Genomic DNA, 22,033 nt, shown 5'->3' on the forward strand with positions numbered 1-22,033 from the left:
AAGGCATAATCGCGCGCCCCACGCTGGCACCAACATAGCCACCACCGTTGCAAGGTACTGCCAATGAAAGCCCAAGCCCGCCATATTTTGGTGAAAACCTCGGAAGAAGCCGAGCAGCTCAAACAACGCATCGCCAAGGGCGAAGCCTTCGATGTGCTGGCCAGGAAATACTCCACGTGCCCGTCCGGCAAACGCGGCGGCGATCTGGGCGAAGTGCGGCCCGGGCAGATGGTTGGGGTGATTGATGCAGTGATCTTCAAAAAACCGCTGCGGGTGGTGCATGGGCCGATCAAGAGCAAGTTTGGTTATCACCTGGTGCAGGTGTTTTATCGGGATTGATGGGCTTGGAAGCTGGGCAAATCCTCCCTGATGCACACACCCCTCCCGTAGGAGCTGCCGAAGGCTGCGATCTTTTGATCTTGATTTTCAGCGATTCCGAGAAGATCAAGATCAAAAGATCGCAGCCTTCGGCAGCTCCTACAGGGATTGCATTTCAATCCTTGGGAATGAGTGCCCCAGGCACCTGAATCACCCGACTCGCCAATCGATGCCCCGCCTCGGCAGCCTCAACCGGGCTACCACCCTTAAGCCGACAAGCCAAATACGCGGCACTGAACGAATCCCCCGCCGCCGTGGTGTCCACCACCCGTTCGACCACCTGCGCCGGCACTTTGAACGACTCACCGTCATAGCGAATCAGACACGCCTCGGCACCGCGTTTAAGCACCACTTCCGGCGTGCCCATCTGCTCGTAAGCGGCAAACACCGCCGCGCAATCGGAAAAGTGGAACAGCGCCTTCTCGTCGTCAACCGTCAGCAACGCCAGGTCGATATAGGGCAGAACGCTGCGATAAGCCGCCCGTGCCTCTTCAATCGACGCCCACAAGCGTGGTCGATAGTTGTTGTCGAACACGATCCGCGCATCCCGCTGCCGAGCTTCGATCAGGGTTTCCAGAAGCTTTTCCCGCCCCTGCACACCGAGCACCGCCAGGGTGATGCCGCTGAAATACAACACGTCGTAATCCGGCAGCGCCGCCAGAATCGGCGCGGCCGCCGGGGTGGTGAAGCAATCGCGCACTGCCGCTTCGTTGCGCCAGTAGAGAAAACGCCGCTCGCCGGCCGCATCGGTCTGGATGCAATACAGGCCAGGCAAGCGACCGGGCAAACGCTGGACCATGTCCAGGCCAATGTTTTCGCTGGCCCAGCTCTGGCACATCGCGTCGCTGAAACTGTCGTCGCCCAGGGCGGTGACGTAATCCACCGTGCCGTCATCGCCCAGCTCACGGGCCAGGTAGACCGCGGTGTTCAGGGTATCGCCGCCGAAGCTTTGTTGCAGCGTGCCATTGGCGCGCTGCTGCAATTCGATCATGCACTCGCCGATCAGGGCGATGCGCGGGGTGTTGGGGCCCAAGGGGCTGATGCTGCTCATCGTTGTGGGGTCTCTGGTGTTTCGGTGGTGTCTGGGCGGACGTCTTCGCGAGCAAGCCCGCGCCTCGGTCTGGAGCCTTAGAAACAGGTTTCCATGGTTTCGATGACATTCAGTTGCTCATCCACCAGACACCCGATACGCCACTTGTCGAACGTCAGGCACGGGTGCGAAGTACCGAACGAAATGATATCGCCCACCCGCAACTCAACCCCCGGCGCCACGGTCATGAACGCATGCTGGTCCATCACTGCCGTCACCTTGCAGGCACTCACGTCATCGCCAATCGCCGGCACCACGCCGGCCTTGTAACGCAACAATGGCACGGGCAAACCGGCGTCATAGGCGACGTCGCGTTTGCCCAGGGCGATCACCGCAAAACCCGGTTCCGGCAGTGACTGCACGTGCGCCCAGACTTCCAGCGCCGGGCGCAAACCTTCGTGCAGGTCGCTGCGACGGTCGAGCACGCAGCATTGCGCTTCTTTGTAGATGCCATGATCGTGGGCCACGTAACTGCCGGGGCGCAGCACGCTGAGGAAACGCCCGCCGGCATTCTGCGTTTCGAACGACTCGGCGATCAGGTCGTACCAGGCCGAACCCGAAGCGGTGATGATCGGCTTGGCAATAGCGAACGCACCACTGTCCTGCAACTGCACTGCCAGTCGCACCAGTGAATCGGCAAAATCGCGAATGCCGGTCACCGCGTGATCACCGTGGATGACGCCTTCGTAACCCTCGATGCCAGTCAGTGCCAGCGCCGGTTGAGCCGCTATCGCCTCGGCCAGCGCCAGCACTTCGGCTTCGGTGCGGCAACCGCAACGACCGCCGACCACGCCGTACTCGATCATCACGTTCAGGTGCACACCGCGCGAGGCGAAATACGCGCCGAGGTCCGCGACGTTATCCGGGTGATCAACCATGCAATAGAAATCGAAGGTCGGGTCTGCCAACAGATCGGCAATCAGTGCCATGTTCGGTGTACCGACCAATTGGTTAGCCATCAGCACCCGATGCACGCCATGGGCGTAAGCCGCGCGGGTTTGCGTGGCGCTGGCCAGGGTGATGCCCCAGGCACCGGCGTCCAGTTGGCGGCGAAACAGCGCCGGGGTCATGCTGGTTTTACCGTGCGGCGCCAGTTCCGCGCCGCTATTGCTGACGAAGTCCTGCATCCAGCGAATGTTGTGTTCCAGCGCGTCGCGGTGCAGCACCAGCGCCGGCAGGCTGACGTCACGCACCAGATTGGCGCCAGTGTGGGCAAAACCCTTTTCCACGGTGGCAGTATTTTTGGCAGAAAACATGGTCGAACTCCTCACATTCGCGGCCGCAGGCAGCCATTGTTATTCGTTGATGCGACGGGGCCAGGCTGTTGGCGCTGTCAATCAGCACCCGGCGATAGTCGTTGTAATTGTTCTTCGCATCGGCCCGTGGGGCGGCGAAGCAATGGGTAAAGGTATCTTCGGTCATGTCAGTGTTCACATTCAAAGTGCCTGTAGGAGCGAGGCTTGCCCGCGAAGAATGCACCGCGGTTTTTCAGGTATTACGCGTCATCGTTCTTCGCGGGCAAGCCTCGCTCCTACAGATTCCGCCTTAACTGACAGGCATTAAGGCTAGCCCGCGAAGAATCCACCACAATTCTCAGGTCTTGATCGTTCCCACGCTCTGCGTGGGAATGCATCCCGTGACGCTCTGCGTCACAAAGCGGACGCGGAGCGTCCATGGCGGCATTACCACGCAGAGCGTGGGAACGATCGGTTCCGGAACTCAGGCCTTTTTCTTGTACGCGACGCAATCAATCTCGACCTTGCAATCGACCATCATGTTCGCCTGTACGCAGGCCCTCGCCGGTGCGTGTTCACTTTTGAAGTACTCGGAGAACACCTTATTGAAACTCCAGAAATCCCGCGGATCTTCCAGCCACACGCCGGTACGGACTACGTCTTCCAGACCATAACCGGCCTCTTCCAGGATCGCGATCAGGTTTTTCATGGTCTGGTGAGTCTGCTCGACAATGCCGCCCACAATGATTTCGCCATCCAGCGCCGGCACCTGGCCAGACACGTGCAGCCAGCCATCGGCTTCGACGGCGCGGGCGAAAGGACGGGGCTGGCCGCCACCGGCGGTGCTGCCGGTGCCGTAACGAGTAATGCTCATGGGTGTTTCTCCTGATTGAAAATGAAATTCTTTTGTAAAATCAGAAACGAGTGTTCTTGAGAAATTTCGTCAGACGTGGCGACTGTGGGCGTTCGAACAGTTCCTTGGGCAGCCCCCCGCCCTTGATTCATGAATACACGTTCGTCACAACGCACAGGTACTTGCACCACGGTTGAAGGCGTAACGATTCGAAATAAGGCCAGACAACGTGACCTTTGATCTATCCGGATAAATGCTGAAGCTCAGGGAGTGCTACCGCTCACCTGCATCCTTGTAAACATCTCCCCGTTCTCTTTTCCCCACTGCTATCACCGTCACTACCAGAACTTCATCCACAACCCGATAAACCAGTCGATACCCGGCACTGCGCAGCTTAATCTTGTAAGCGTTGCCCAGCCCATTTAGCCGATCCGCTGGAACGTGCGGATTAGCCAACCGTTCCTGAAGCTTTTTCTTGAACTGCTCCCTCAACGTTGACCCGAGCTTCTGCCATTCCTTCCAGGCTTTCTCAGAAAACTCCAGCTCATAGGTCATCGAGAGAAACCTTGATTACAGGATCGTTTTCTCGCTCGCGGCAAAGGGCAATCAGTTCCATGTCTTCAAGTCGGTCCATCATCGCTTCGTATTCTTTGGCTGGGACGCAGTAGAAAGCGGGTTCATTACGGTTGAGGATCGCGACCGACAACCCACCACCCGCAGCGACTGTACCCATCGGGTTTTTCTTTAACTCGGATATGCTCGCTACAACCTGTGAAAGCACGATGTGTGTCATGCGTTACTCCTTGAAGTGCTTTTAATAGCGCTAAAAATAGCACTCTAAACCGAGTCTGGCATCTAGCCTTTATTCATGGATGTCCTCTTATATATACAAAGAAACCCACCGGCACCTCACCCCTACCTGTAATTTCTGACAGTAGACCCATCTGCTCGCCTCCTTTAACGTCGACAGGCATTCGATTGTCTTTGAAAAGGAGATTTCAATGAGCTCGATGACCACCCACCCGACCATGGCTGCGGTCTACCGCAAGGCGCTCAAAACCTGGCGCCCGGTGATCCTGTATTTCGGCAATAAAAACTGTTACGCCTGCGAAATGGCCGAGCCGGTTTTTCGTGCAATTGCCGAGAAGTACAAAGATCACGCGCACATCTATGTGCTGAGTACGAGCGAGTCTCCTCGGCATTCGGAAGTCACTGGCACACCCACCGTGCTGATCTACAAGGACGGGAAGCTGCTGAAGAAGCTCAAAGGGATTGGCACTCGAGAAACCCTGGAAGAAAATTTCAAAAAACACATCGGCAAGCTCAGGCCCAAACAGCAGATTGTCCGCAAACCCCGCCACGACTTGCCGTGGCTGCAGAAAACCTTCAGCACTTTATGCACCGTGCCTCGGGCACGGGAGCTGTTGAGGCCCTGATGCCGGTGACACGCAAAACCTGTGGGAGCGAGGCTTGCCCGCGAAGAATGCACCGCGGTTTTTCAGGTATTACGCCTCATCGTTCTTCGCGGGCAAGCCTCGCTCCCACAGGTTCTGCGTCTTGGCATACCGGCATTAGTGCTTGAGCGACGCCAATACCCGCTCGGCATTCGCGCCGCACCCCATGCCCTCGGGTCGCGCCTGGATATTCTCGATCACCTCCAGTAACTGCGCCTTGCTCTGGGCCAGGTGCAGTTGCATCGCTTCGATCTGTTCGACCTTGCGCCCAAGGCTCGCCACCAGTTCGTCGTGATTGACCTCACCCGTCGTGGCATCCGGTAGCAGCAACTTCAACTCTTCGAGGGTGAAACCGGCCTGTTGGGCGCACTGGATGATTTTCAGGGTTTGCAACACTTGCGGCGGATAACGCCGATAGCCGTTGGCCTGCCGCTCGACCTGACGGATCAGGCCCTGGGCCTCATAAAAACGAATGCGCGAGGCGTTCAACCCACTCTGCTGCGCCAATTCACCAATTTTCATCACTGCCTCGTTTGCACGCTTGACATTAAAGTTAACTTTAAGCTTAGCCTCTTCTCTTCACTGATGAGGAGTCAAGCATGTCGCCCTTCCAAGCGTTGAATTTGCCCAACGGCCAGACCATCGGCAATCGCATCGCCAAAGCCGCGATGGAAGAGAACCTCGCCGATACCGGGCAGGCACCTTCCAGCGAGTTGTTTCGGCTGTATCAAGCCTGGGCCGACGGCGACGCCGGGTTGTTGCTGACCGGCAATGTGATGATCGACCGCCGCGCGATGACCGGTCCCGGTGGCGTGGTGTTGGAAGACGAGCGACATCTGGAGCGCTTTCGTCAGTGGGCAACCATCGGCCGGGCCGGTGGCGCGCAGTTTTGGGTGCAACTCAATCATCCCGGCCGCCAGACCATGGCCAACCTCGGCCAGCAAGCCTGGGCCCCCTCGGCGGTGGCGCTGGATCTGGGTGGGTTTTCGAAGATGTTTGCCGAACCCAAACCCATGAGCGAAAGCGACATCGCCGAGGTCATTCAACGCTTCGCCACCAGCGCCGCCCTGGCGGAAAAGGCCGGTTTCACTGGGGTGCAGATTCATGCCGCGCACGGTTATCTGATCAGCCAGTTTCTCTCACCGTTGACCAATCGCCGCACCGACCGCTGGGGCGGCTCACTGGAAAATCGTGCGCGCCTGTTGCTGGAGGTGCTCAGCGCCGTTCGCAAGTCGGTATCGCCGCAGTTTTGTGTGGCGGTGAAGCTCAATTCCGCGGACTTCCAGCGCGGCGGTTTCGACGCCGACGACGCCCGGCAAGTGATCCAGTGGCTCAACGATAAGCAGATCGATTTGCTGGAACTCTCCGGCGGCAGCTACGAAGCCCCGGCCATGCAAGGCGAGGCGCGCGACGGTCGGACCCTGGCACGAGAAGCGTACTTTCTGGAAATGGCCGGCGAACTGGCCAGCGTGGCGAGCATGCCGGTCATGGTGACCGGAGGCATACGGCGGTTGGCGATCGTCGAACAGGTACTCGACAGCGGCATGGCCATGGCCGGCATCGGCACGGCAATGGCCATCGAACCGAACCTGGTCAAACGCTGGCGTGAAGGCCAGAACAGTCACCCGCAGTTGCCACCGATTCGCTGGAAACGCAAACCTCTGGCGGCACTGGCGAATATGGCCGTGGTGAAATTTCAGCTCCATCGATTGAGCCGCGGGCGCAAGCCTAGACCGCAGGTTTCGGCGGTTTGGGCATTGATCCTCGACCAGTTGTACATCGCTCGGCGTACCCGTCAGTATCGGCAGGCGATGGGCAAATAACCGAACATGAAACCTGTAGGAGCGAAGCTTGCTCGCGAAAGCGGCGTGTCAGTCGACATCAATGTTGACTGTGCCGCCGTCTTCGCGAGCAAGCTTCGCTCCTACAGGGGCCCGCCAGCCTTGTTTATCGTCCGGCAAAGCGCAACCGCGACAACATGCGCAGATCGCCTTCGAGGTAATAATCATTGGTCCAGCTGTCATCCGGAGCCAACGGCCGGACCTGCTTGAGTGCCAGTTTTTTTGCGAAGTAACGGAACCGGTAATGCTCGTAAAAGCGCAGCAGTTCCAAGCCGTAACGATCGGCCAGGTCGGTGTCGCCACGGATGATCAGGTAGTTCTCGTCGTTGCCGTTGCTGGCTGCGGCGCTAAGGTTGTGGCTGCCGCTGATGATGGTCGGTGTGTCGGTGGTGAAGTCGACGACGATGGCTTTGGTGTGCACCAGCAGGTTGCCCTTCTGGCCTTTCATGTTTTCCTTGAGCCAGCCTTCCAGACCCGTATTGAGCAGCGCGGTGGCGGCAAATTGGGCGGTGCGGTCGGCGTGGAAACCGGTGATGCGGCTGACGGTGTTTTGCAGGCCGTAACGCAAGATGTCGTCGTGAGGCAGGCCGAGCAAGGCATTGAGCACTTCGTCCGGCAAGGCAAACGCCGTGACAAACAACAGGTCTTTTTTGGCTGACTCGATGATTTCGACGAACTCACGCAAGTCACCCTGGCCCGAACGCGGTGAGAAGCCGGCGAACAGGGACTGATCCGGCTGCATCGGATTGTTTTCCGTGAGCCATTCACGGGTGGCGCCGACGTCCGCCGGCGTGGTCCAGACCTGCTCGAAGGTTTGCAGATAACTGGCGCCGATCCGAGCGTCGTCCAGCACATGCACCACGTTGGCCTGACGATAAACGCCGTTGGCGGTGAAATTGGTGCTGCCACAGAGTACCGCTTCGGGCTGATGCTGCCCCGCCGCGTCGAGCCGGCTCAGGACCATGAACTTGTTGTGAAAGATGTTGTGAGTGACCCTTCCGCGTTTGTTCGCCGCCGGGATTTTTTCCAGGCTGGCTTCGTTCAGCACCGTGGTGTCTTCGTCTGGTTGAGCGTGGTACAGAACCCGAATTTTTACGCCGCGTTCGAAGGCGGCGTTCACCGCATCGACGATCACTTTCAACTGGTATTCATAGATCGCGATGTCCAGCGCCCACTGACCATCCTCGGCCCGTTCGATGAACCCCAGCAAGCGTGCGAGCAGACCGTTTTCCAGCCATAGTCGTGGGGCGTCGGGCCATTCTTCGATGGGTAGTTTCTTGTTGGCGCTGAGTAGCGCATCAACATCGGCGAATTTGCGCTGGAAGGCCTGGCTCGCGGCCACTGCCCGGTTGAAGATGACGTTCTGGCCCGTTGGAAGGCCATTATCGGTGGTGAGCGTCACTTCCAGAAACTCACCCAACTGCGGCGCATCGGCGGTGCCGTAGGCCAGGTGAATCCGATAATGGATCGTCACGCCTGGATTGACCGCGTAATCGGCCCAGCGAAATTTCTGCAACGGCGCGAGGTCACTGGGGGTGGTGTGAAACTGGGGGAACGTATGAACCTTGCCGGGGAAGGTCAGGCTATTGAACAGAAACAGCCAGGGTTTGCTGCCTTGCTGTTTTTCGATGGCGAAACCCAGCAGGCCTTTGCGGCGGTGTTTGGCCAGATCGATCGCCAGCAACACGCCGTTGGTGCCGGCGTAGGCTTTGACGCGAAAATCGTCTTGATCGTTGCGGGCTAGAACGCGCATGGGTCACTCCTGTGAAAGATCAAAAGAATCGCAGCCTTCGGCAGCTCCTACACCGATTGTGGCACACCCATCATTCGCGGATGCACTCGCTATTCTCCAATCAGTTGCGGATGTACCCGCGTCCTGTAGGAGTTGCCGAAGGCTGCGATCTTTTCGGCTACAAATCATCGATATGCTGGTAATGCGTTTGCAGTTGATCCGCCAACACTTTAGCCCGTCCGAGGCGAATCGGCCCGCGCTCAATGTCGATCAGCAACCCGGGACACTCCAGCGCCGGCAACGTTGACCATTCCTTTACCCGCCCATCCGTCACCAGCAGCAGCCGTTGCTGTTCAGCCGGGAAGTGTTTTTTCCGCGCCGCCAACCAACGTCCCGCCTCATCCAGCGCCGCCAACATCGGCGTTCCGCCGCCAGCACCAAGCCCTTCGAGCCAGTCGCGCAAACCCGCGGAGGCTTTCAAACCTTGCACCTGCCACGTCGGCACATGGCCGCTGGCGGTCAGCAAAGCCAAGCGCGCACGCTGTCGATAAGCATCGTCGAACAGTTGCGCCAACAAGCCCTTGGCATCGCTCAACGCCTGATGACGCCGGGTTGAGGCAGAGGCGTCGACGATCACCAGCCATAATTCATGAGGACTGCGGGTGCGCAGTTGAAACAGCACATCGTCGCGTTGACGCGGTCGGCCATTGAGCAAGGTGCCGGGCCAATTGATCGAGCCGCTCAGGGCTGTATGACGCTTGCCCTGTTTACCGTGATCCAGCCGTCCTGCGCGGGGTCTGGCATTCGCCCCCGCGTCTGATCGAGGGCGAATGCCTAGGGCTTTTTTGGCCAGCTCGGCACTTTACGTCGTGCGCCGACCGGCAGCGCCTGGGCGGGCATTTCGCCCCACTGGCCCTGACTTTCACTCGGGTTGGCGTTCTGCGTAGAGGGCGGCTGCGGTGCCTGGGGTTGTTGCGGTGTCGGTGGCGAGTGTTCGCGACGACGATGGCGCAAGGCAAACTCGGCGACCGCATCGATATCGTCCTCGCTGATCGCGTTCGCGCCCCGCCATGCCGCGTGAGCCCGGGCCGCGCGCAACCAGACCAGATCGGCCCGCAGGCCATCGACGCCGGCAGCGAAACAACGCTCGGTGATCTGCGCCAGCGCGGCATCGTCGAGGGGAATGCTCGCCAGTGCCGAACGCGCCTTTTGGCAGCGCTCGCGCAGTGCGTGCTGCTGGCTTTCCCATTCGGCGCAGAATCCTTGCGGGTCGCTGTCGAAATCCAGTCGACGACGGATGATCTGACCGCGCTCGGCGGGTGCGGTGTGGCCACTGAGGGCGACGTTCAGGCCAAAGCGGTCGAGCAGTTGCGGGCGCAGTTCGCCCTCTTCCGGGTTCATGGTGCCGATCAGCACGAACTTCGCCGAATGCCGATGGGAGATCCCGTCGCGCTCGATCAGGTTGGTGCCGCTGGCCGCCACGTCGAGCAGCAAGTCCACGAGGTGATCGGGCAGCAGATTGACTTCATCGACATACAACACGCCGCCGTCGGCCTTGGCCAGTACGCCGGGGGAAAATTGTGCGCGACCTTCGCTCAGGGCTGCGTCGAGGTCGAGGGTGCCCACCAGCCGTTCTTCGGTGGCGCCTAGCGGCAAGGTGACGAATTGACCGCTGGCCAACAGGTCCGCCAGGCCTCGGGCCAGGGTGGACTTGGCCATGCCGCGCGGGCCTTCGATTAGTACGCCACCGATTTTCGGATCGATGGCGGTCAGGTACAGCGCGAGCTTCAAGTCATCGGCGCCGACCACGGCGGAGAGCGGGAAATGGGGGGTGTCGGTCATGTTCAAATCTCGGTCATGGTCGGTGGCAGGCACACCTTGTACCTGTGGGAGCATGGCTTGCCCGCGAAGGCGTCCGCTCAGTCGAAATCAATGTTGATTGTGAGGGCCTCTTCGCGGGCAAGCCACGCTCCCACAGGTTAGCGGTGCCACAGAGTTACCTGTCTTCTTCTATATCCAGCAACAAATTCTCCAGCGCCTCGCGGTACTCGCCCGGCTCTTTCCACATCCCACGTTGCTGCGCCTCGAGCATGCGCTCGGTCATGTCGCGCAGGGCATGGGGATTGTGTTCGCGGACAAACTCCCGGGTTGCCGGATCGAGCAAATAGGCGTCCGCCAGCAACGCATACTGGTGGTCGTCGATCAACTGCGTGGTGGCGTCGAAGGCAAACAGGTTATCGACCGTCGCCGCCAGTTCGAACGCGCCTTTATAGCCGTGACGCTTGACCCCGTCGATCCATTTCGGATTGGCCGCCCGGGAGCGGATCACCCGGTTAAGTTCTTCCTTCAAGGTGCGAATCTTCGGCAAGTCCGGCTGACTGTGGTCGCCGTGATAACTGGCCGCCGCTTCACCGCTGAGGCTTTCGACGGCCGCCAGCATGCCACCCTGGAACTGGTAATAGTCGTTGGAATCGAGCAAGTCGTGTTCACGGTTGTCCTGGTTTTGCAGCACTGCCTGCACCTGGCTCAGACGCTGGGCGAACTGTTCGCGGGCGGCGGTGCCTTCATCGGAGCCGCCGTATGCGTAGCCGCCCCAGTTCAGGTAAACCTCGGCCAGGTCTTCGCGGCTTTGCCACAGGCGACCGTCGATCGCGCCCTGCACACCCGCTCCGTAAGCACCCGGTTTGGCCCCGAAAATGCGCCAGCCGGCCTGCCGCCGCGCCGCGTCTTCATCCAGACCGGATTCCAGCAGCGCTTGCCGCTCAGCACGGACCTTGGCCGCCAACGGGTTGAGATCATCCGGTTCATCCAGCGCTACGACCGCTTGCACGGCGGCATCGAACAGCCGGATCAAATTGGCAAAGGCATCGCGGAAAAATCCAGAGACGCGCAGGGTCACATCCACCCGTGGCCGGTCCAGCAAACTCAACGGCAGAATTTCGAAGTCATCGACCCGCTGGCTACCGGTCGCCCATACCGGACGCACGCCCATCAGCGCCATGGCCTGGGCGATGTCGTCGCCGCCGGTGCGCATGGTCGCGGTGCCCCAGACCGACAGACCGAGCTGACGCAGGTGATCGCCGTGGTCCTGCAAGTGCCGCTCAAGAATCAGGTTCGCGGATTGGAAGCCGATGCGCCACGCGGTGGTGGTTGGCAGGTTGCGCACATCCACCGAATAGAAATTGCGCCCGGTGGGCAGCACGTCCAGCCGGCCGCGACTCGGTGCGCCGCTCGGGCCGGCCGGGACGAATCGACCGTTGAGAGCGTCGAGCAGGCCGCGCATTTCCGCTGGACCGCAGGCGTCAAGGCGTGGGGCAACGACCTCGCGCAGGCTCTCAAGGATGGCGCCGACGTCAGCCCACGCAAGACCCTGTGGGAGCGGGCTTGCCCGCGATAGCGGTGGGTCAGATAAATCAATGTCGACTGACACGCCGCCTTCGCGGACAAGCCCGCTCCCACAGGAGTCGTGGTGGGCTTGAGATGGGTTCAGTGTCAGCAAGATCAGTTCAGCGGCAAATAGCTCCAGTCGCTCGCGGGTATCGCCCGCTGTGCGCCATAGCTCATCGCTGACCGACAACAGGGCATCCGGACGCAGCCCGCTCCAAGGCTCGGCCAACGCACAATCCAGCGGATCGAAGCCCAATGCAAACGCCTTGGCCAGCGCCCGCAGCAAGCTCGATTGCGCCCCGCGACCATCGCCGCGAGGAATACGCAGCAAGGCCAATAAGGTATCGATGCGCAACCGCCCGACCGGCGACTCGCCAAACACATGCAGGCCATCGCGGATCTGCGACTCCTTCAAGTCGCACAGGTACGTGTCCAGGCGCGGCAACCAGATCGCCGCATCGGCATCGCTGTCGAGCTTCTCGTCCAGTTGCAGTTCGCGGTCGATGTGCGAGTCGCGCACCAGTTGCAGAATGTCGCGCTGCAACTCCCGGGCGCGGCGTGGATCGAGCAATTGCGCTTCGTAATATTCGTCGGCCAACAATTCCAGATCGCGCAGCGGACCGTAGGTTTCAGCGCGAGTCAGCGGCGGCATCAGGTGATCGATGATCACCGCTTGGGTGCGACGCTTGGCTTGGGCGCCCTCGCCCGGGTCATTGACGATGAACGGATAGATGTTCGGCAGCGGCCCGAGCAATGCGTCCGGCCAGCAGTTTTCCGACAGCCCGACGCCCTTGCCCGGCAGCCATTCGAGGTTGCCATGCTTGCCGACGTGAATCACGCCATGAGCACCGTAGGTGTTGCGCAACCAGAAGTAGAACGCCAGATAGCCGTGAGGCGGCACCAGGTCCGGGTCGTGATAGACCGCGCTCGAGTCCACCTGATAACCCCGAGCCGGTTGAATGCCGACGAAGGTCAGGCCGAAGCGCAGGCCGGCAATCATCATTCGTCCGCCACGGAACATGGGATCTTTTTCGGGTTCGCCCCAACGTTCCAGCACGGCTTGGCGATTGGCCTCGGGCAGCGCGTTGAACATCAGGTTGTAGTCGTCCAGCGCGAGGCTTTGATGACAGGGACGCTGGTCGAGGGTGTCGAGGTCGTTGCTGACGCCGCCGAGCAATTGCTGGATCAGCGCGGTGCCGCTGTCCGGCAACTCGGCCGGCAACGGATAACCTTCGGCATGCAGCGCGCGCAGGATATTCAATGCCGCAGCCGGAGTATCAAGGCCGACGCCATTGCCGATGCGCCCATCGCGAGTCGGGTAGTTGGCGAGGATCAGGGCGATGCGTTTTTCGCCGTTGGGCACTCGCGCCAGATCGATCCAGCGCCGCGCCAGTTCAGCGACAAAATCCATGCGCTCAGGTGCAGGCCGGTAGCAGACCACATCGGCCTGACTGCGCTCACTGCGCCAGGCCAGGTCCTTGAAACTGATCGGCCGACTGATGATCCGCCCATCCAGCTCCGGCAGCGCGATGTGCATCGCCAGATCCCTCGGGCCGAGGCCTTGTTCGCTGGCGCGCCAACCCGGCTCGTTGTCTTGGGCGCAGATCGCCTGGATCACCGGGATATTGCGGCGAAACGGCCGCAGGTCCGGCGCTTCGGGGCTGGATTGGGCGAAACCGGTGGTGTTCAAAATCACCCCCGCTTCGACTTCATCCAGCAAGTCCTCAACCACCGTCAGGCAGCCGGGCTCTTTCAGACTGGCCAGCGCAATCGGCAACGGGTTCAACCCCGCCGCGTGCAAACGCTGGCAGAAAATATCGATGAAACCGGTGTTCGCCGCCTGCAAATGCGAGCGGTAAAACAGCACCGCCGCCACCGGCTGATCGGCCTGCCAGTCGGCTTGCCAATCTTTCAGTTCTGCGGGGCTTTTTTGCGGGTGGTAAATCGCGGTGCGTGGCAGGGTTTGCGGTTCGGCCCATGGGTAGTCGCGGCCCAGCCAGCGACTGGCGAGACAGCGAAACAGGTCGAGCGCGTTGGCCATCCCGCCCTGACGCAGGAAGTGCCAGAGCCGGTCGCGGTCTTGCGGAGTTACGGTGCTCAGGTCACTGAGTTCCGGGTCCGGACGATCGTCCCCCGGCACCAGAATCAGTTGCACGCCGCGCCCGGACAATTCCACCAGACGCTCAATGCCATAACGCCAATAGGCGATGCCGCCGTGCAGCGAGATCAGAATCACCTTGGCGTGGCGCAGCACTTCGTCGACATAGAGATCGACCGAGGCGTGATTCTGCACCTGCATCGGGTTGGCCAGGCGCACGCTCGGGTAATCGTCGGGCAACTGCTGCGCCGCTTCGGCAAGCAGCGCCAGGCTGGAATCACCGCTGCACAGGATCACCAGCTCGGCGGGGGTTTGTCCAAGGTCGGCAATGTTGTCATCCGACACGAAACCGCCGGGCTGGGTCCTGAGCAGGTGCATGGTTTAAACGCTGAGCGCAGCGCGCAATTGCGCTTCGAGCTGAGCGGCGTCCAGATCCTGACCGATCAACACCAGACGCGTGGTGCGCGCTTCTTCAGCGCCCCATTGTCGGTCGAAGTGCTTGTCGAAACGCGTGCCCACGCCCTGGATCAGCAGGCGCATCGGTTTGTTCGGCACCGCCGCGAAACCTTTGACCCGAAGGATGCCGTGCTGAACCACCAATTGCGTCAGCGCGTCCATCAACAGGCTTTCGTCGGCTTGCGGCAGTTCGATAGAGATGGAGTCGAAGGCATCATGATCATGGTCGTCTTCACCTTCGTGGTGATGATCGTGATGGCTGTGGCGGCTGTCGATGTGTTCTTCGGAACCGGCACCGAGGCCAATCAGCACGTCCAGTGGCAGACGCCCGCTGCTGGCTTCGATGACTTTCACCGCTGGCGGCAGTTCTTCGGCGACTTCCAGGCGCACACGGGCCAGGTCTTCGGCGCTGATCAGGTCAGCCTTGTTGAGGATCACCAGGTCGGCGCTGGCCAGTTGGTCGGCGAACAACTCGTGCAGCGGCGATTCATGGTCCAGGTTCGGGTCGAGTTTGCGCTGGGCATCGACCTGATCCGGGAACGCAGCGAAGGTGCCAGCAGCGACGGCCGGGCTGTCGACCACGGTGATCACCGCGTCAACCGTGCAGGCGCTGCGGATTTCTGGCCACTGGAAGGCTTGAACCAAAGGTTTTGGCAAGGCCAGACCGGAAGTTTCGATGAGGATGTGGTCGAGGTCGCCGCGACGAGCGACCAGTTCGCGCATCACCGGGAAGAATTCTTCCTGAACCGTGCAGCACAGGCAGCCATTGGCCAGTTCGTAGACGCGACCGTTGGCTTCTTCTTCGGTGCAGCCGATGGAGCATTGCTTGAGGATTTCGCCGTCGATGCCCAGCTCGCCGAACTCGTTGACGATCACCGCGATGCGACGGCCCTGAGCGTTGTCGAGCATGTGGCGCAGCAAGGTGGTTTTGCCCGAGCCGAGGAAGCCGGTAACGATGGTGACGGGGAGTTTGGCCAGTGTTTTCATCGGATGCCCTTTGGCAAGGTGGCGGGCATACGGGACGACAATCGCAGCGGCGGATGCGCGCGCGGAAGAGTTCGCCACCGGATCACCCCGCCCGGTTGTAGTGAGAATCTGTGTCGAGGCAGGTCTCCTGGCTGACGGTGTGCCGGCCTTATTGGCCTGGCATTCGCTGCGCCTTCCCGCGAACCTGATGGATCAGGGCTTGCAGTGGCGTGGCAGCGAACATCACCGTTCACAGTTGCGGGGGCAGCCGCGGCATCGACCGCGTTCCCTTCTTAGCTTCGGCAGACGCCGAAGAACCTCGAAAGCGCAAGGCTACGCATCGTGTGGGGGTGGGTCAATCTCTGAGCACGCCACCCCCTGTTGATCGTTCCCACGCTCTGCGTGGGAATGCCTCAACGGACGCTCCACGTTCGGCTCTGGATGGGACGCAGAGCGTCCCGGGCTGCATTCCCACGCAGAGCGTGGGAACGATCAAAAAGCACCGCGATCCTGTAGGAGCGAGGCTTGCCCGCGAAGCAGTCACCTCGGTGTCAAGCTGAGAACCCTTGCCAATTGACGCCCAACCCCCGCCCATGCTCTCCTACACGCCTTGTTACGGGTGCCCTTCACAGGGTGAAACGGGAAACCGGTGAATCATGTGCTTTACTCTAAAGCCATGTCAGTCCGGTGCTGCCCCCGCAACGGTAAGCGAGTGAAGCGTCAGATCCACTGTGCCCGTCATACGGCATGGGAAGGTGATGCTTGCAGGTTTCGGCGCAAGCCCTGCCCCTCGCGAGCCCGGAGACCGGCCCGTAACACAAAGTGACTTTTACGTTCACTGAATAACAAACCCGCGGTGGGCGGGCGCTGTTCGAAATCTCTGCGTGCCCCGGCGTGCGGAGGTTTTCATGCGCTCTATTCACCCGCTGACAGACCAGAGGGAAGCGCCATGTCGATCATCAGCAGCACCGGCAGCAACACCGATAAAAAGAGCACGATCAGCACCACCACTACCCTGAGCCAACGCCTGACCGCCGCTTTTTGTGCCTCGATCCTTGGCGCCAGCCTTGTGTATTTCGCCGGTTTCTCGCACATCGAAGCGGTGCACAATGCCGCGCACGATACCCGTCACAGTTCCGCCTTTCCGTGCCATTGAGACCTGCTGACATGATCAAGCGTATTGCGCAAACCGCAGGTTTTAGCGGGCTGCTAGCCGCCCTGCTGCTGACCTTGCTGCAAAGCTTCTGGGTGGCCCCGCTGATTCTGCAGGCCGAGACCTATGAAAAATCCGAGCCGGCCGCTGTCGAAATCCACGAACATGCCGCGGGTGCTGTCGCCCACACTCATGATGCCGAAGCCTGGGAGCCTGAAGACGGCTGGCAGCGCGTGCTGTCGACCACTGGCGGCAATCTGGTGGTAGCAGTCGGTTTCGCTTTGATGCTTGCGGGCCTCTACACCTTGCGCGCTCCACGCCGTACCTCTCAGGGGCTGCTCTGGGGGCTGGCCGGTTATGCGACGTTCGTGCTGGCGCCCACCCTCGGCCTGCCACCTGAACTGCCGGGCACTGCCGCGGCGGATCTGGCGCAACGGCAGATCTGGTGGATTGGCACTGCCGCATCCACCGCTGTCGGCATCGCGCTGATCGTGTTCAGCCGCCACTGGCTGATGAAGATCCTCGGCGTGGCGATTCTGGCCGTGCCTCATGTGATCGGCGCGCCGCAACCGGAAGTGCACTCCATGCTGGCTCCGGAAGCCCTGGAAGCGCAATTCAAAATCGCTTCGCAGCTGACCAACATGGCATTCTGGCTGGCCCTGGGCCTGATCAGCGCCTGGTTGTTCCGCCGCAAAAGCGATGGCCAATACTCCGCATGACTGACGTCAGCGCAGCGCCGACCTTGGTGGTCGGCCTGGGCTGCCAGCGCGGCTGCCCCGTCAGCACGCTGCGGGCGCTGCTTGATCAGGCATTACAGGCCCATCAAATCGAGCTCCGTGAGATCAAGGCCCTGGCCAGTATCGACCTCAAGCGCGAAGAGCCCGCCCTGATCGAACTGGCTGAGCAACTGGCATTGCCGTTGATGTATTTCAGCAGCGAACAATTGGCCGGTTATGAACCGCAACTCAGCCACCACTCCGACATCGCGTTCGAACGGACTGGCTGTTACGGCGTAGCGGAAAGTGCGGCGCTGGCACTGGCCGAACAATTGGCTCAGGCACCGGCAAAGTTGCTGATTCCACGGCAAAAATACGCCCAGGCCACCCTGGCATTGGCCAGCGCCGCGTAAAATCCCCGATAATCCCCGCCTTCGATCATGAGCAATCTTCATCTGAAGCGTGCCCATACCCTTTTTTGACAGGAAACGACGATGACCGTCTACTTCATTGGCGCAGGCCCCGGCGACCCGGAACTGATCACCGTCAAAGGCCAGCGGCTGATTCGTAGCTGCCCGGTCATCATCTATGCAGGCTCCCTGGTGCCCGCCGCCGTGCTGGAGGGCCACCGGGCCGAACAGGTGGTCAACAGCGCCGAATTGCACCTGGAGCAGATCATCGAGCTGATCAAGACCGCCCATGCCCACGGCCAGGACGTGGCCCGTGTGCATTCCGGCGATCCGAGCCTGTACGGCGCGATTGGCGAGCAGATTCGCTACCTGCGTGAACTCGACATCCCTTTCGAAATCATTCCCGGCGTCACCGCCACCGCCGCCTGCGCGGCGCTTTTGGGCGCTGAGTTGACCTTGCCGGACGTGTCACAGAGCGTGATTCTGACCCGCTACGCCGACAAGACTGCGATGCCGGCCGGTGAAGAGCTCGGTAGTCTGGCGCAGCATGGGGCGACCATGGCGATCCATTTGGGGGTCAATCATTTGGAGAAGATCCTCGCCGAATTGCTGCCGCACTACGGCGCCGATTGCCCGATCGCGGTGATCCATCGGGCGACCTGGCCGGATCAGGATTGGGTGGTGGGAACGCTAGCGGATATTGCCGGGAAGGTTCAAGCCAAGGGATTTCGCCGCACGGCGTTGATTCTGGTGGGCCGGGTGTTGGGCAGCGATCACTTCAGTGAGTCGTCGTTGTATCGCGCGGGGCATGCGCATCTCTACAGACCCTGAAGCACTTGTGGCGAGGGAGCTTGCTCCCGCTGGGCCGCGCAGCGGCCCCAAATCAGCCAACGCATTCATCACGGAAAATGCATCGGCTGGATTGCGACTGCTTCGCAGTCGAGCGGGAGCAAGCTCCCTCGCCACAGGTTATCGATCCCCCATAAAAAAACGGTGCTCACGGGCACCGTTTTTTATGTTTGCAGCGAACACCTTAGTAGTAGGCGTTTTCTTTCTGCGTGTGGTCGGTCACGTCACGAACGCCCTTGAGCTCGGGAATGCGCTCGAGCAAGGTGCGCTCGATGCCTTCGCGCAGGGTGACGTCTGCCTGGCCGCAGCCTTGGCAACCGCCGCCGAATTTCAGTACGGCGATGCCGTCTTCGACCACATCGATCAGGCTGACCTGACCGCCGTGGCTGGCCAGCCCCGGGTTGATTTCGGTCTGCAGGTAGTAGTTGATGCGCTCGTTGACCGGGCTGTCGGCGTTGACCATCGGTACTTTGGCGTTTGGCGCCTTGATGGTCAGCTGGCCGCCCATGCGGTCGGTGGCGTAGTCGACTACCGCATCGTCCAGGAATGCTTCGCTGAACGAGTCGATGTAAGCGGTGAAGCTTTTGAGCCCCAGCGCTGTGTCTTCAGGTTTTTCTTCGCCCGGCTTGCAGTAGGCAATGCAGGTTTCGGCGTACTGGGTACCAGGCTGGGTGATAAAGACGCGGATGCCGATACCCGGGGTGTTCTGCTTGGAGAGCAGATCAGCCAGGTAATCGTGGGCGGCGTCGGTAATGGTAATAGCGGTCATGGAAACTCCTCGCAGGCTTGGACGCAGTTTACGCCAATCATCGCGCCGCACAAAGTCCTAGTATTTTTGTCGGGAAAGATGCGCTTGTCGATGAACATCTGATCACCGCCGAATCCCTGTAGGAGCGAAGCTTGCTCGCGAAAGCGGTCTGACAGTCGACATCTACGCTGAATGTCAGACCGCTTTCGCGAGCAAGCTTCGCTCCTACAGAGGGTCAACGGTGTTTCAGAGGTTTTCGTAGCGGTTCATGTCCAGCACGCCCTCTTCCACCGGGTCAGTGTCGTGGAGGTAGCGGCTCAGATCATGGAAATACTGCCAGAACTGCGGATGGCTGCGACGAATGCCCCAGCGTTCGACGATTTTTTCGAAACTGGCGGCATTCCTGGCATTTTCCATCGCATCCACGAATGCGGGCACTTGCCCGGCCGGGATGCTGAACATGAAGTTCGGGTAGCTGCTGAGCACACCCGGATAAAGGGTCAGCGTATCGAGCCCCGGCTGATAGCGCCGCGACTCACCAAGCAGGAACGCCACGTTGCTGTGGGCGCGGTTGCGCAACAGGCTGTAAACCTCGCGCTTGCCGCTTGGGGTCTCGATGCGCAACATCGTGGCTTCGGGCAACTGATCGATGACCTTCAACCCCGCAGCCGGACGTGAAGTCAGGCGACTCAGGGCCTGTTCGGCGTTCTGCAAGGCCAGATCGATGTTCGGCCGCGAGCAGTAAGCGCCGTCGCAGCGGTTGATCGGGTCGGGCCTGGCATTGAGTTCGCCGTACCGGGCCAGCAATTGCCGGGCGAAATCGCGTTTCGGGTCCTTTTCGTCCAGCGTCAGCGCCGTCGGTTTGTCGTTGTCGATGTACTCGTAATCCAGCCACATCTTGAACTTTCCGCCGTTCTGCTACCAATCGTCGAGGTAGCCGTCCCGTGAGTCGGCCGGCATCAGACGCAAGAAGTTCTGCTCGGCACCGTTGCGAATCAGGTCGAAGTACAGCCGGGTCTGGGCCTGATGGGATACGTTGCCGAACACATCGAAGTTGACCGCCAACTGGTAATACGTACGCTCCAGCAACGGGTAATCGAACAGCCACATCGTCTGCGGTACGTCACCGATCAGGCCCTTGCTCACCGAGGCACTGTCAAAATGCCGGAAGATACTCAGCAGCGCATTGTCATTGCCGGCCCACAGGGTCGACCAGCTCGGTGCCGGCAGATCGGCGTAGCTGTCCCGGCGCAGGGCTTCATATTCGTTGCGTTTGTCACGGTAGGCGTGCCACAGGCTCAGAACGCTGCCGACGTCATCGTTCTGCCCCGGCATCGCCAGCAACGGTGTGACCTGGCCACGATAGTTCGGGTCGGTGATGTAAAGGTCATGCTCCGGGGCCTGGAACAGCGCCCAGAAATTGTCGCGGATCACGTCGGTGGCGATCTGGCCCCGGCAGACCGGGCCACGAATAAAGGTGCGCACGAAGTATTCGGCGTTATCGAGCATGAACTGGTAACGCGCCTGAGCCGGGATCGCCTCAAAGGTCGTGAACGGATTGGCCCGTCGCTCCGGCCCGTAACCTGGCAGCGCGTTGACCTGCCAGTTACCGCTGTAAAACAGGCTTTTGATCCGCGCCATCTTCGCCGTGCTCAGCGGATAGGTGATGTGGGTCTTGTGCACGATCACGCCTTGCACCGGCCATAAACGGTAGTAAACCTGAGTACCCGGATCGTCATTCGGACGGCGAGTGTTAATCAGATCGATCGGCTGCCCCGTCGGCGTGCGTGAACGTACCCACTGAAAGAAATGCCCCGGCTCGCCGTCCTTGAAATAGAGGTGCGCCAAAAACCAATGCTCGAACAACCAGCGCCCGACCAGACTTTCCCGAGCGCCCGGTGCGTTGAGCAGGTTTTCCCACTGCACCACCTGCAACGCTTCCTTGGCGCTGGGCAGCAGACCCCGCTCATCAATCGGCGCGCCGGAGGCCAGCCAGCGTTGCAGCGTCTGGTATTGCTGATCGGTCAGGCCGGTGACCGCCAGCGGCATGCCTTCTTTCGGGTGGGAGGTGGCATAGCCGTTGAACTCCGCCGGCATGGCGCACATGTTCTCCCGGTTCAGGCCCAGGACGATGTCTTCCGGCAACTTGGCGTTGGGTTGCAACGGCGTTCTGTGGCCCAGCTCGAGCATGCGCGCCATCAGCGCCGCCTGGCTGCCTTGGGCGTCGAGCACCGAATAAAAGCCTTTTTGCTGCCAGGCACGCTTGCCGAAGGCGTCATAAAACAGCCGGGTCGGCGCTGCGGCCTGGCTGCGTTCGCCGTCATAAACGGGCGCCTTCGTCGCGCCCCGGGCCGCCCCTTCGCCACTGCCCAGATTGAGCTGACAGGCGGAGTCGTAGCAGGCATGGCAGGCCACGCACTTTTCGGTGAAGATCGGTTGAATGTCGCGAACGTAGGAAATATCCGGACCTTGTGCAGCGGCGCCCCCGCTTAAAAACAGCATCAATAGGCTGGTGACGACGCGATACGACATATCCCTGGTCCTGATCATGAGAAAACGCCGCGATTCTACCGGTCTGGCCTGCGCACCAACATGAACGATATTCATGAAAAACCCGCACATGCTCCAAAAGCGCACAGGTTTGTTATTATCCCGGCCCTTCGTCAT

The 22,033-nt window shown here is 60.6% G+C and carries 19 protein-coding genes, 3 pseudogenes and 2 riboswitches; of the genes and pseudogenes, 7 read left to right on the forward strand and 15 right to left on the reverse strand.

From position 1 onward, the window contains the following. The first annotated feature begins 63 nt into the window (after positions 1-63). On the forward strand, positions 64-339 hold the full coding sequence (locus NHU87_RS10105) for a peptidylprolyl isomerase (protein ID WP_085714865.1): 276 nt from the start codon (positions 64-66) through the stop codon (positions 337-339). Positions 340-493: 154 nt separating this feature from the next. Here the strand turns inward: NHU87_RS10105 and NHU87_RS10110 are convergent, their stop codons facing one another. From NHU87_RS10110 to NHU87_RS10140, 7 genes and pseudogenes are all read right to left on the reverse strand, one after another. After that, a complete protein-coding gene (locus NHU87_RS10110; RefSeq protein WP_253547954.1) occupies positions 494-1,429 on the reverse strand; it encodes a sugar kinase in 936 nt (311 codons plus the stop codon). A gap of 77 nt (positions 1,430-1,506) precedes the next feature. Further along, positions 1,507-2,724 carry an amino acid deaminase gene (locus tag NHU87_RS10115; protein ID WP_253547956.1) on the reverse strand — a complete coding sequence of 406 codons (1,218 nt, stop codon included), beginning with the start codon at positions 2,722-2,724 and terminating at the stop codon, positions 1,507-1,509. Between the two features lie 39 nt (positions 2,725-2,763). Then, positions 2,764-2,893: pseudogene (locus NHU87_RS28610) on the reverse strand (IclR family transcriptional regulator); the annotation flags it as partial. Positions 2,894-3,187: 294 nt separating this feature from the next. Then, positions 3,188-3,577 (reverse strand): RidA family protein, encoded by a 390-nt coding sequence (locus NHU87_RS10125; RefSeq protein WP_038982964.1) that lies wholly within the window; start codon positions 3,575-3,577, stop codon positions 3,188-3,190. Between the two features lie 40 nt (positions 3,578-3,617). After that, positions 3,618-3,723, reverse strand: a pseudogene (locus tag NHU87_RS10130) (amino acid ABC transporter ATP-binding protein); the annotation flags it as partial. Positions 3,724-3,829: 106 nt separating this feature from the next. Then, positions 3,830-4,111, reverse strand: coding sequence for a type II toxin-antitoxin system RelE family toxin (locus tag NHU87_RS10135; protein ID WP_253547958.1), 282 nt, complete (start codon positions 4,109-4,111; stop codon positions 3,830-3,832). After that, the gene (locus tag NHU87_RS10140) at positions 4,101-4,349 is read right to left on the reverse strand and encodes a type II toxin-antitoxin system Phd/YefM family antitoxin (protein WP_205887946.1); all 249 of its coding nucleotides are present in this window, start codon (positions 4,347-4,349) and stop codon (positions 4,101-4,103) included. The genes NHU87_RS10135 and NHU87_RS10140 overlap by 11 nt, the downstream gene beginning before the upstream one ends. A 208-nt stretch (positions 4,350-4,557) precedes the next feature. On the opposite strand from NHU87_RS10140, the gene NHU87_RS10145 reads away from it, so the two are divergent. Further along, the gene (locus NHU87_RS10145) at positions 4,558-4,992 is read left to right on the forward strand and encodes a thioredoxin family protein (RefSeq protein WP_253547960.1); all 435 of its coding nucleotides are present in this window, start codon (positions 4,558-4,560) and stop codon (positions 4,990-4,992) included. A gap of 135 nt (positions 4,993-5,127) precedes the next feature. On the opposite strand, the gene NHU87_RS10150 is transcribed toward NHU87_RS10145, so the two are convergent. Further along, positions 5,128-5,532, reverse strand: a complete 405-nt coding sequence (locus NHU87_RS10150; protein ID WP_253547962.1) for a MerR family transcriptional regulator — start codon at positions 5,530-5,532, stop codon at positions 5,128-5,130. 77 nt (positions 5,533-5,609) lie between these two features. Between NHU87_RS10150 and NHU87_RS10155 the strand changes: the two genes are divergently transcribed. Continuing rightward, on the forward strand, positions 5,610-6,833 hold the full coding sequence (locus tag NHU87_RS10155) for an NADH:flavin oxidoreductase/NADH oxidase family protein (protein WP_253547964.1): 1,224 nt from the start codon (positions 5,610-5,612) through the stop codon (positions 6,831-6,833). Positions 6,834-6,957: 124 nt separating this feature from the next. On the opposite strand, the gene NHU87_RS10160 is transcribed toward NHU87_RS10155, so the two are convergent. The 5 genes from NHU87_RS10160 to cobW form a co-directional block, all read right to left on the reverse strand. After that, on the reverse strand, positions 6,958-8,604 hold the full coding sequence (locus NHU87_RS10160; protein ID WP_253547966.1) for a phospholipase D-like domain-containing protein: 1,647 nt from the start codon (positions 8,602-8,604) through the stop codon (positions 6,958-6,960). A gap of 157 nt (positions 8,605-8,761) precedes the next feature. After that, positions 8,762-9,298, reverse strand: coding sequence for a vWA domain-containing protein (locus tag NHU87_RS10165; RefSeq protein ID WP_367399024.1), 537 nt, complete (start codon positions 9,296-9,298; stop codon positions 8,762-8,764). Between the two features lie 119 nt (positions 9,299-9,417). Next, complete coding sequence (locus NHU87_RS10170; RefSeq protein ID WP_253547968.1) at positions 9,418-10,425, reverse strand: ATP-binding protein; 1,008 nt, start codon at positions 10,423-10,425, stop codon at positions 9,418-9,420. Between the two features lie 154 nt (positions 10,426-10,579). Continuing rightward, positions 10,580-14,446 (reverse strand): cobaltochelatase subunit CobN, encoded by a 3,867-nt coding sequence (gene cobN / locus NHU87_RS10175; protein ID WP_253547970.1) that lies wholly within the window; start codon positions 14,444-14,446, stop codon positions 10,580-10,582. 3 nt (positions 14,447-14,449) lie between these two features. Then, complete coding sequence (cobW, locus tag NHU87_RS10180) at positions 14,450-15,511, reverse strand: cobalamin biosynthesis protein CobW (protein ID WP_301271401.1); 1,062 nt, start codon at positions 15,509-15,511, stop codon at positions 14,450-14,452. Positions 15,512-15,611: 100 nt separating this feature from the next. Next, positions 15,612-15,827: riboswitch (cobalamin riboswitch) on the reverse strand. Between the two features lie 263 nt (positions 15,828-16,090). Further along, a riboswitch (cobalamin riboswitch) is annotated at positions 16,091-16,318 on the forward strand. A 121-nt stretch (positions 16,319-16,439) separates the two neighbouring features. Here cobW and NHU87_RS10185 point away from each other — a divergent pair. From NHU87_RS10185 to cobM, 4 genes are all read left to right on the forward strand, one after another. Continuing rightward, complete coding sequence (locus tag NHU87_RS10185; RefSeq protein WP_038982947.1) at positions 16,440-16,646, forward strand: CbtB domain-containing protein; 207 nt, start codon at positions 16,440-16,442, stop codon at positions 16,644-16,646. A gap of 11 nt (positions 16,647-16,657) precedes the next feature. Continuing rightward, positions 16,658-17,362: a CbtA family protein gene (locus NHU87_RS10190; protein WP_253547972.1), complete on the forward strand. Its 705-nt coding sequence runs from the start codon at positions 16,658-16,660 to the stop codon at positions 17,360-17,362. After that, positions 17,359-17,772, forward strand: coding sequence for a cobalamin biosynthesis protein (locus NHU87_RS10195; protein WP_007898224.1), 414 nt, complete (start codon positions 17,359-17,361; stop codon positions 17,770-17,772). The genes NHU87_RS10190 and NHU87_RS10195 overlap by 4 nt, the downstream gene beginning before the upstream one ends. Before the next feature lie 81 nt (positions 17,773-17,853). Then, on the forward strand, positions 17,854-18,600 hold the full coding sequence (gene cobM / locus NHU87_RS10200; RefSeq protein WP_253547974.1) for a precorrin-4 C(11)-methyltransferase: 747 nt from the start codon (positions 17,854-17,856) through the stop codon (positions 18,598-18,600). Between the two features lie 202 nt (positions 18,601-18,802). Here the strand turns inward: cobM and nfuA are convergent, their stop codons facing one another. Both nfuA and NHU87_RS10210 read right to left on the reverse strand, forming a co-directional pair. Next, positions 18,803-19,387: a Fe-S biogenesis protein NfuA gene (nfuA, locus tag NHU87_RS10205; RefSeq protein WP_007898222.1), complete on the reverse strand. Its 585-nt coding sequence runs from the start codon at positions 19,385-19,387 to the stop codon at positions 18,803-18,805. Between the two features lie 225 nt (positions 19,388-19,612). After that, positions 19,613-21,898, reverse strand: a pseudogene (locus NHU87_RS10210) (fatty acid cis/trans isomerase). Positions 21,899-22,033 lie beyond the last annotated feature (135 nt).

This window comes from Pseudomonas mandelii, from assembly GCF_024138395.1.
Taxonomy (GTDB): Bacteria; Pseudomonadota; Gammaproteobacteria; order Pseudomonadales; family Pseudomonadaceae; genus Aquipseudomonas; species Aquipseudomonas mandelii_E.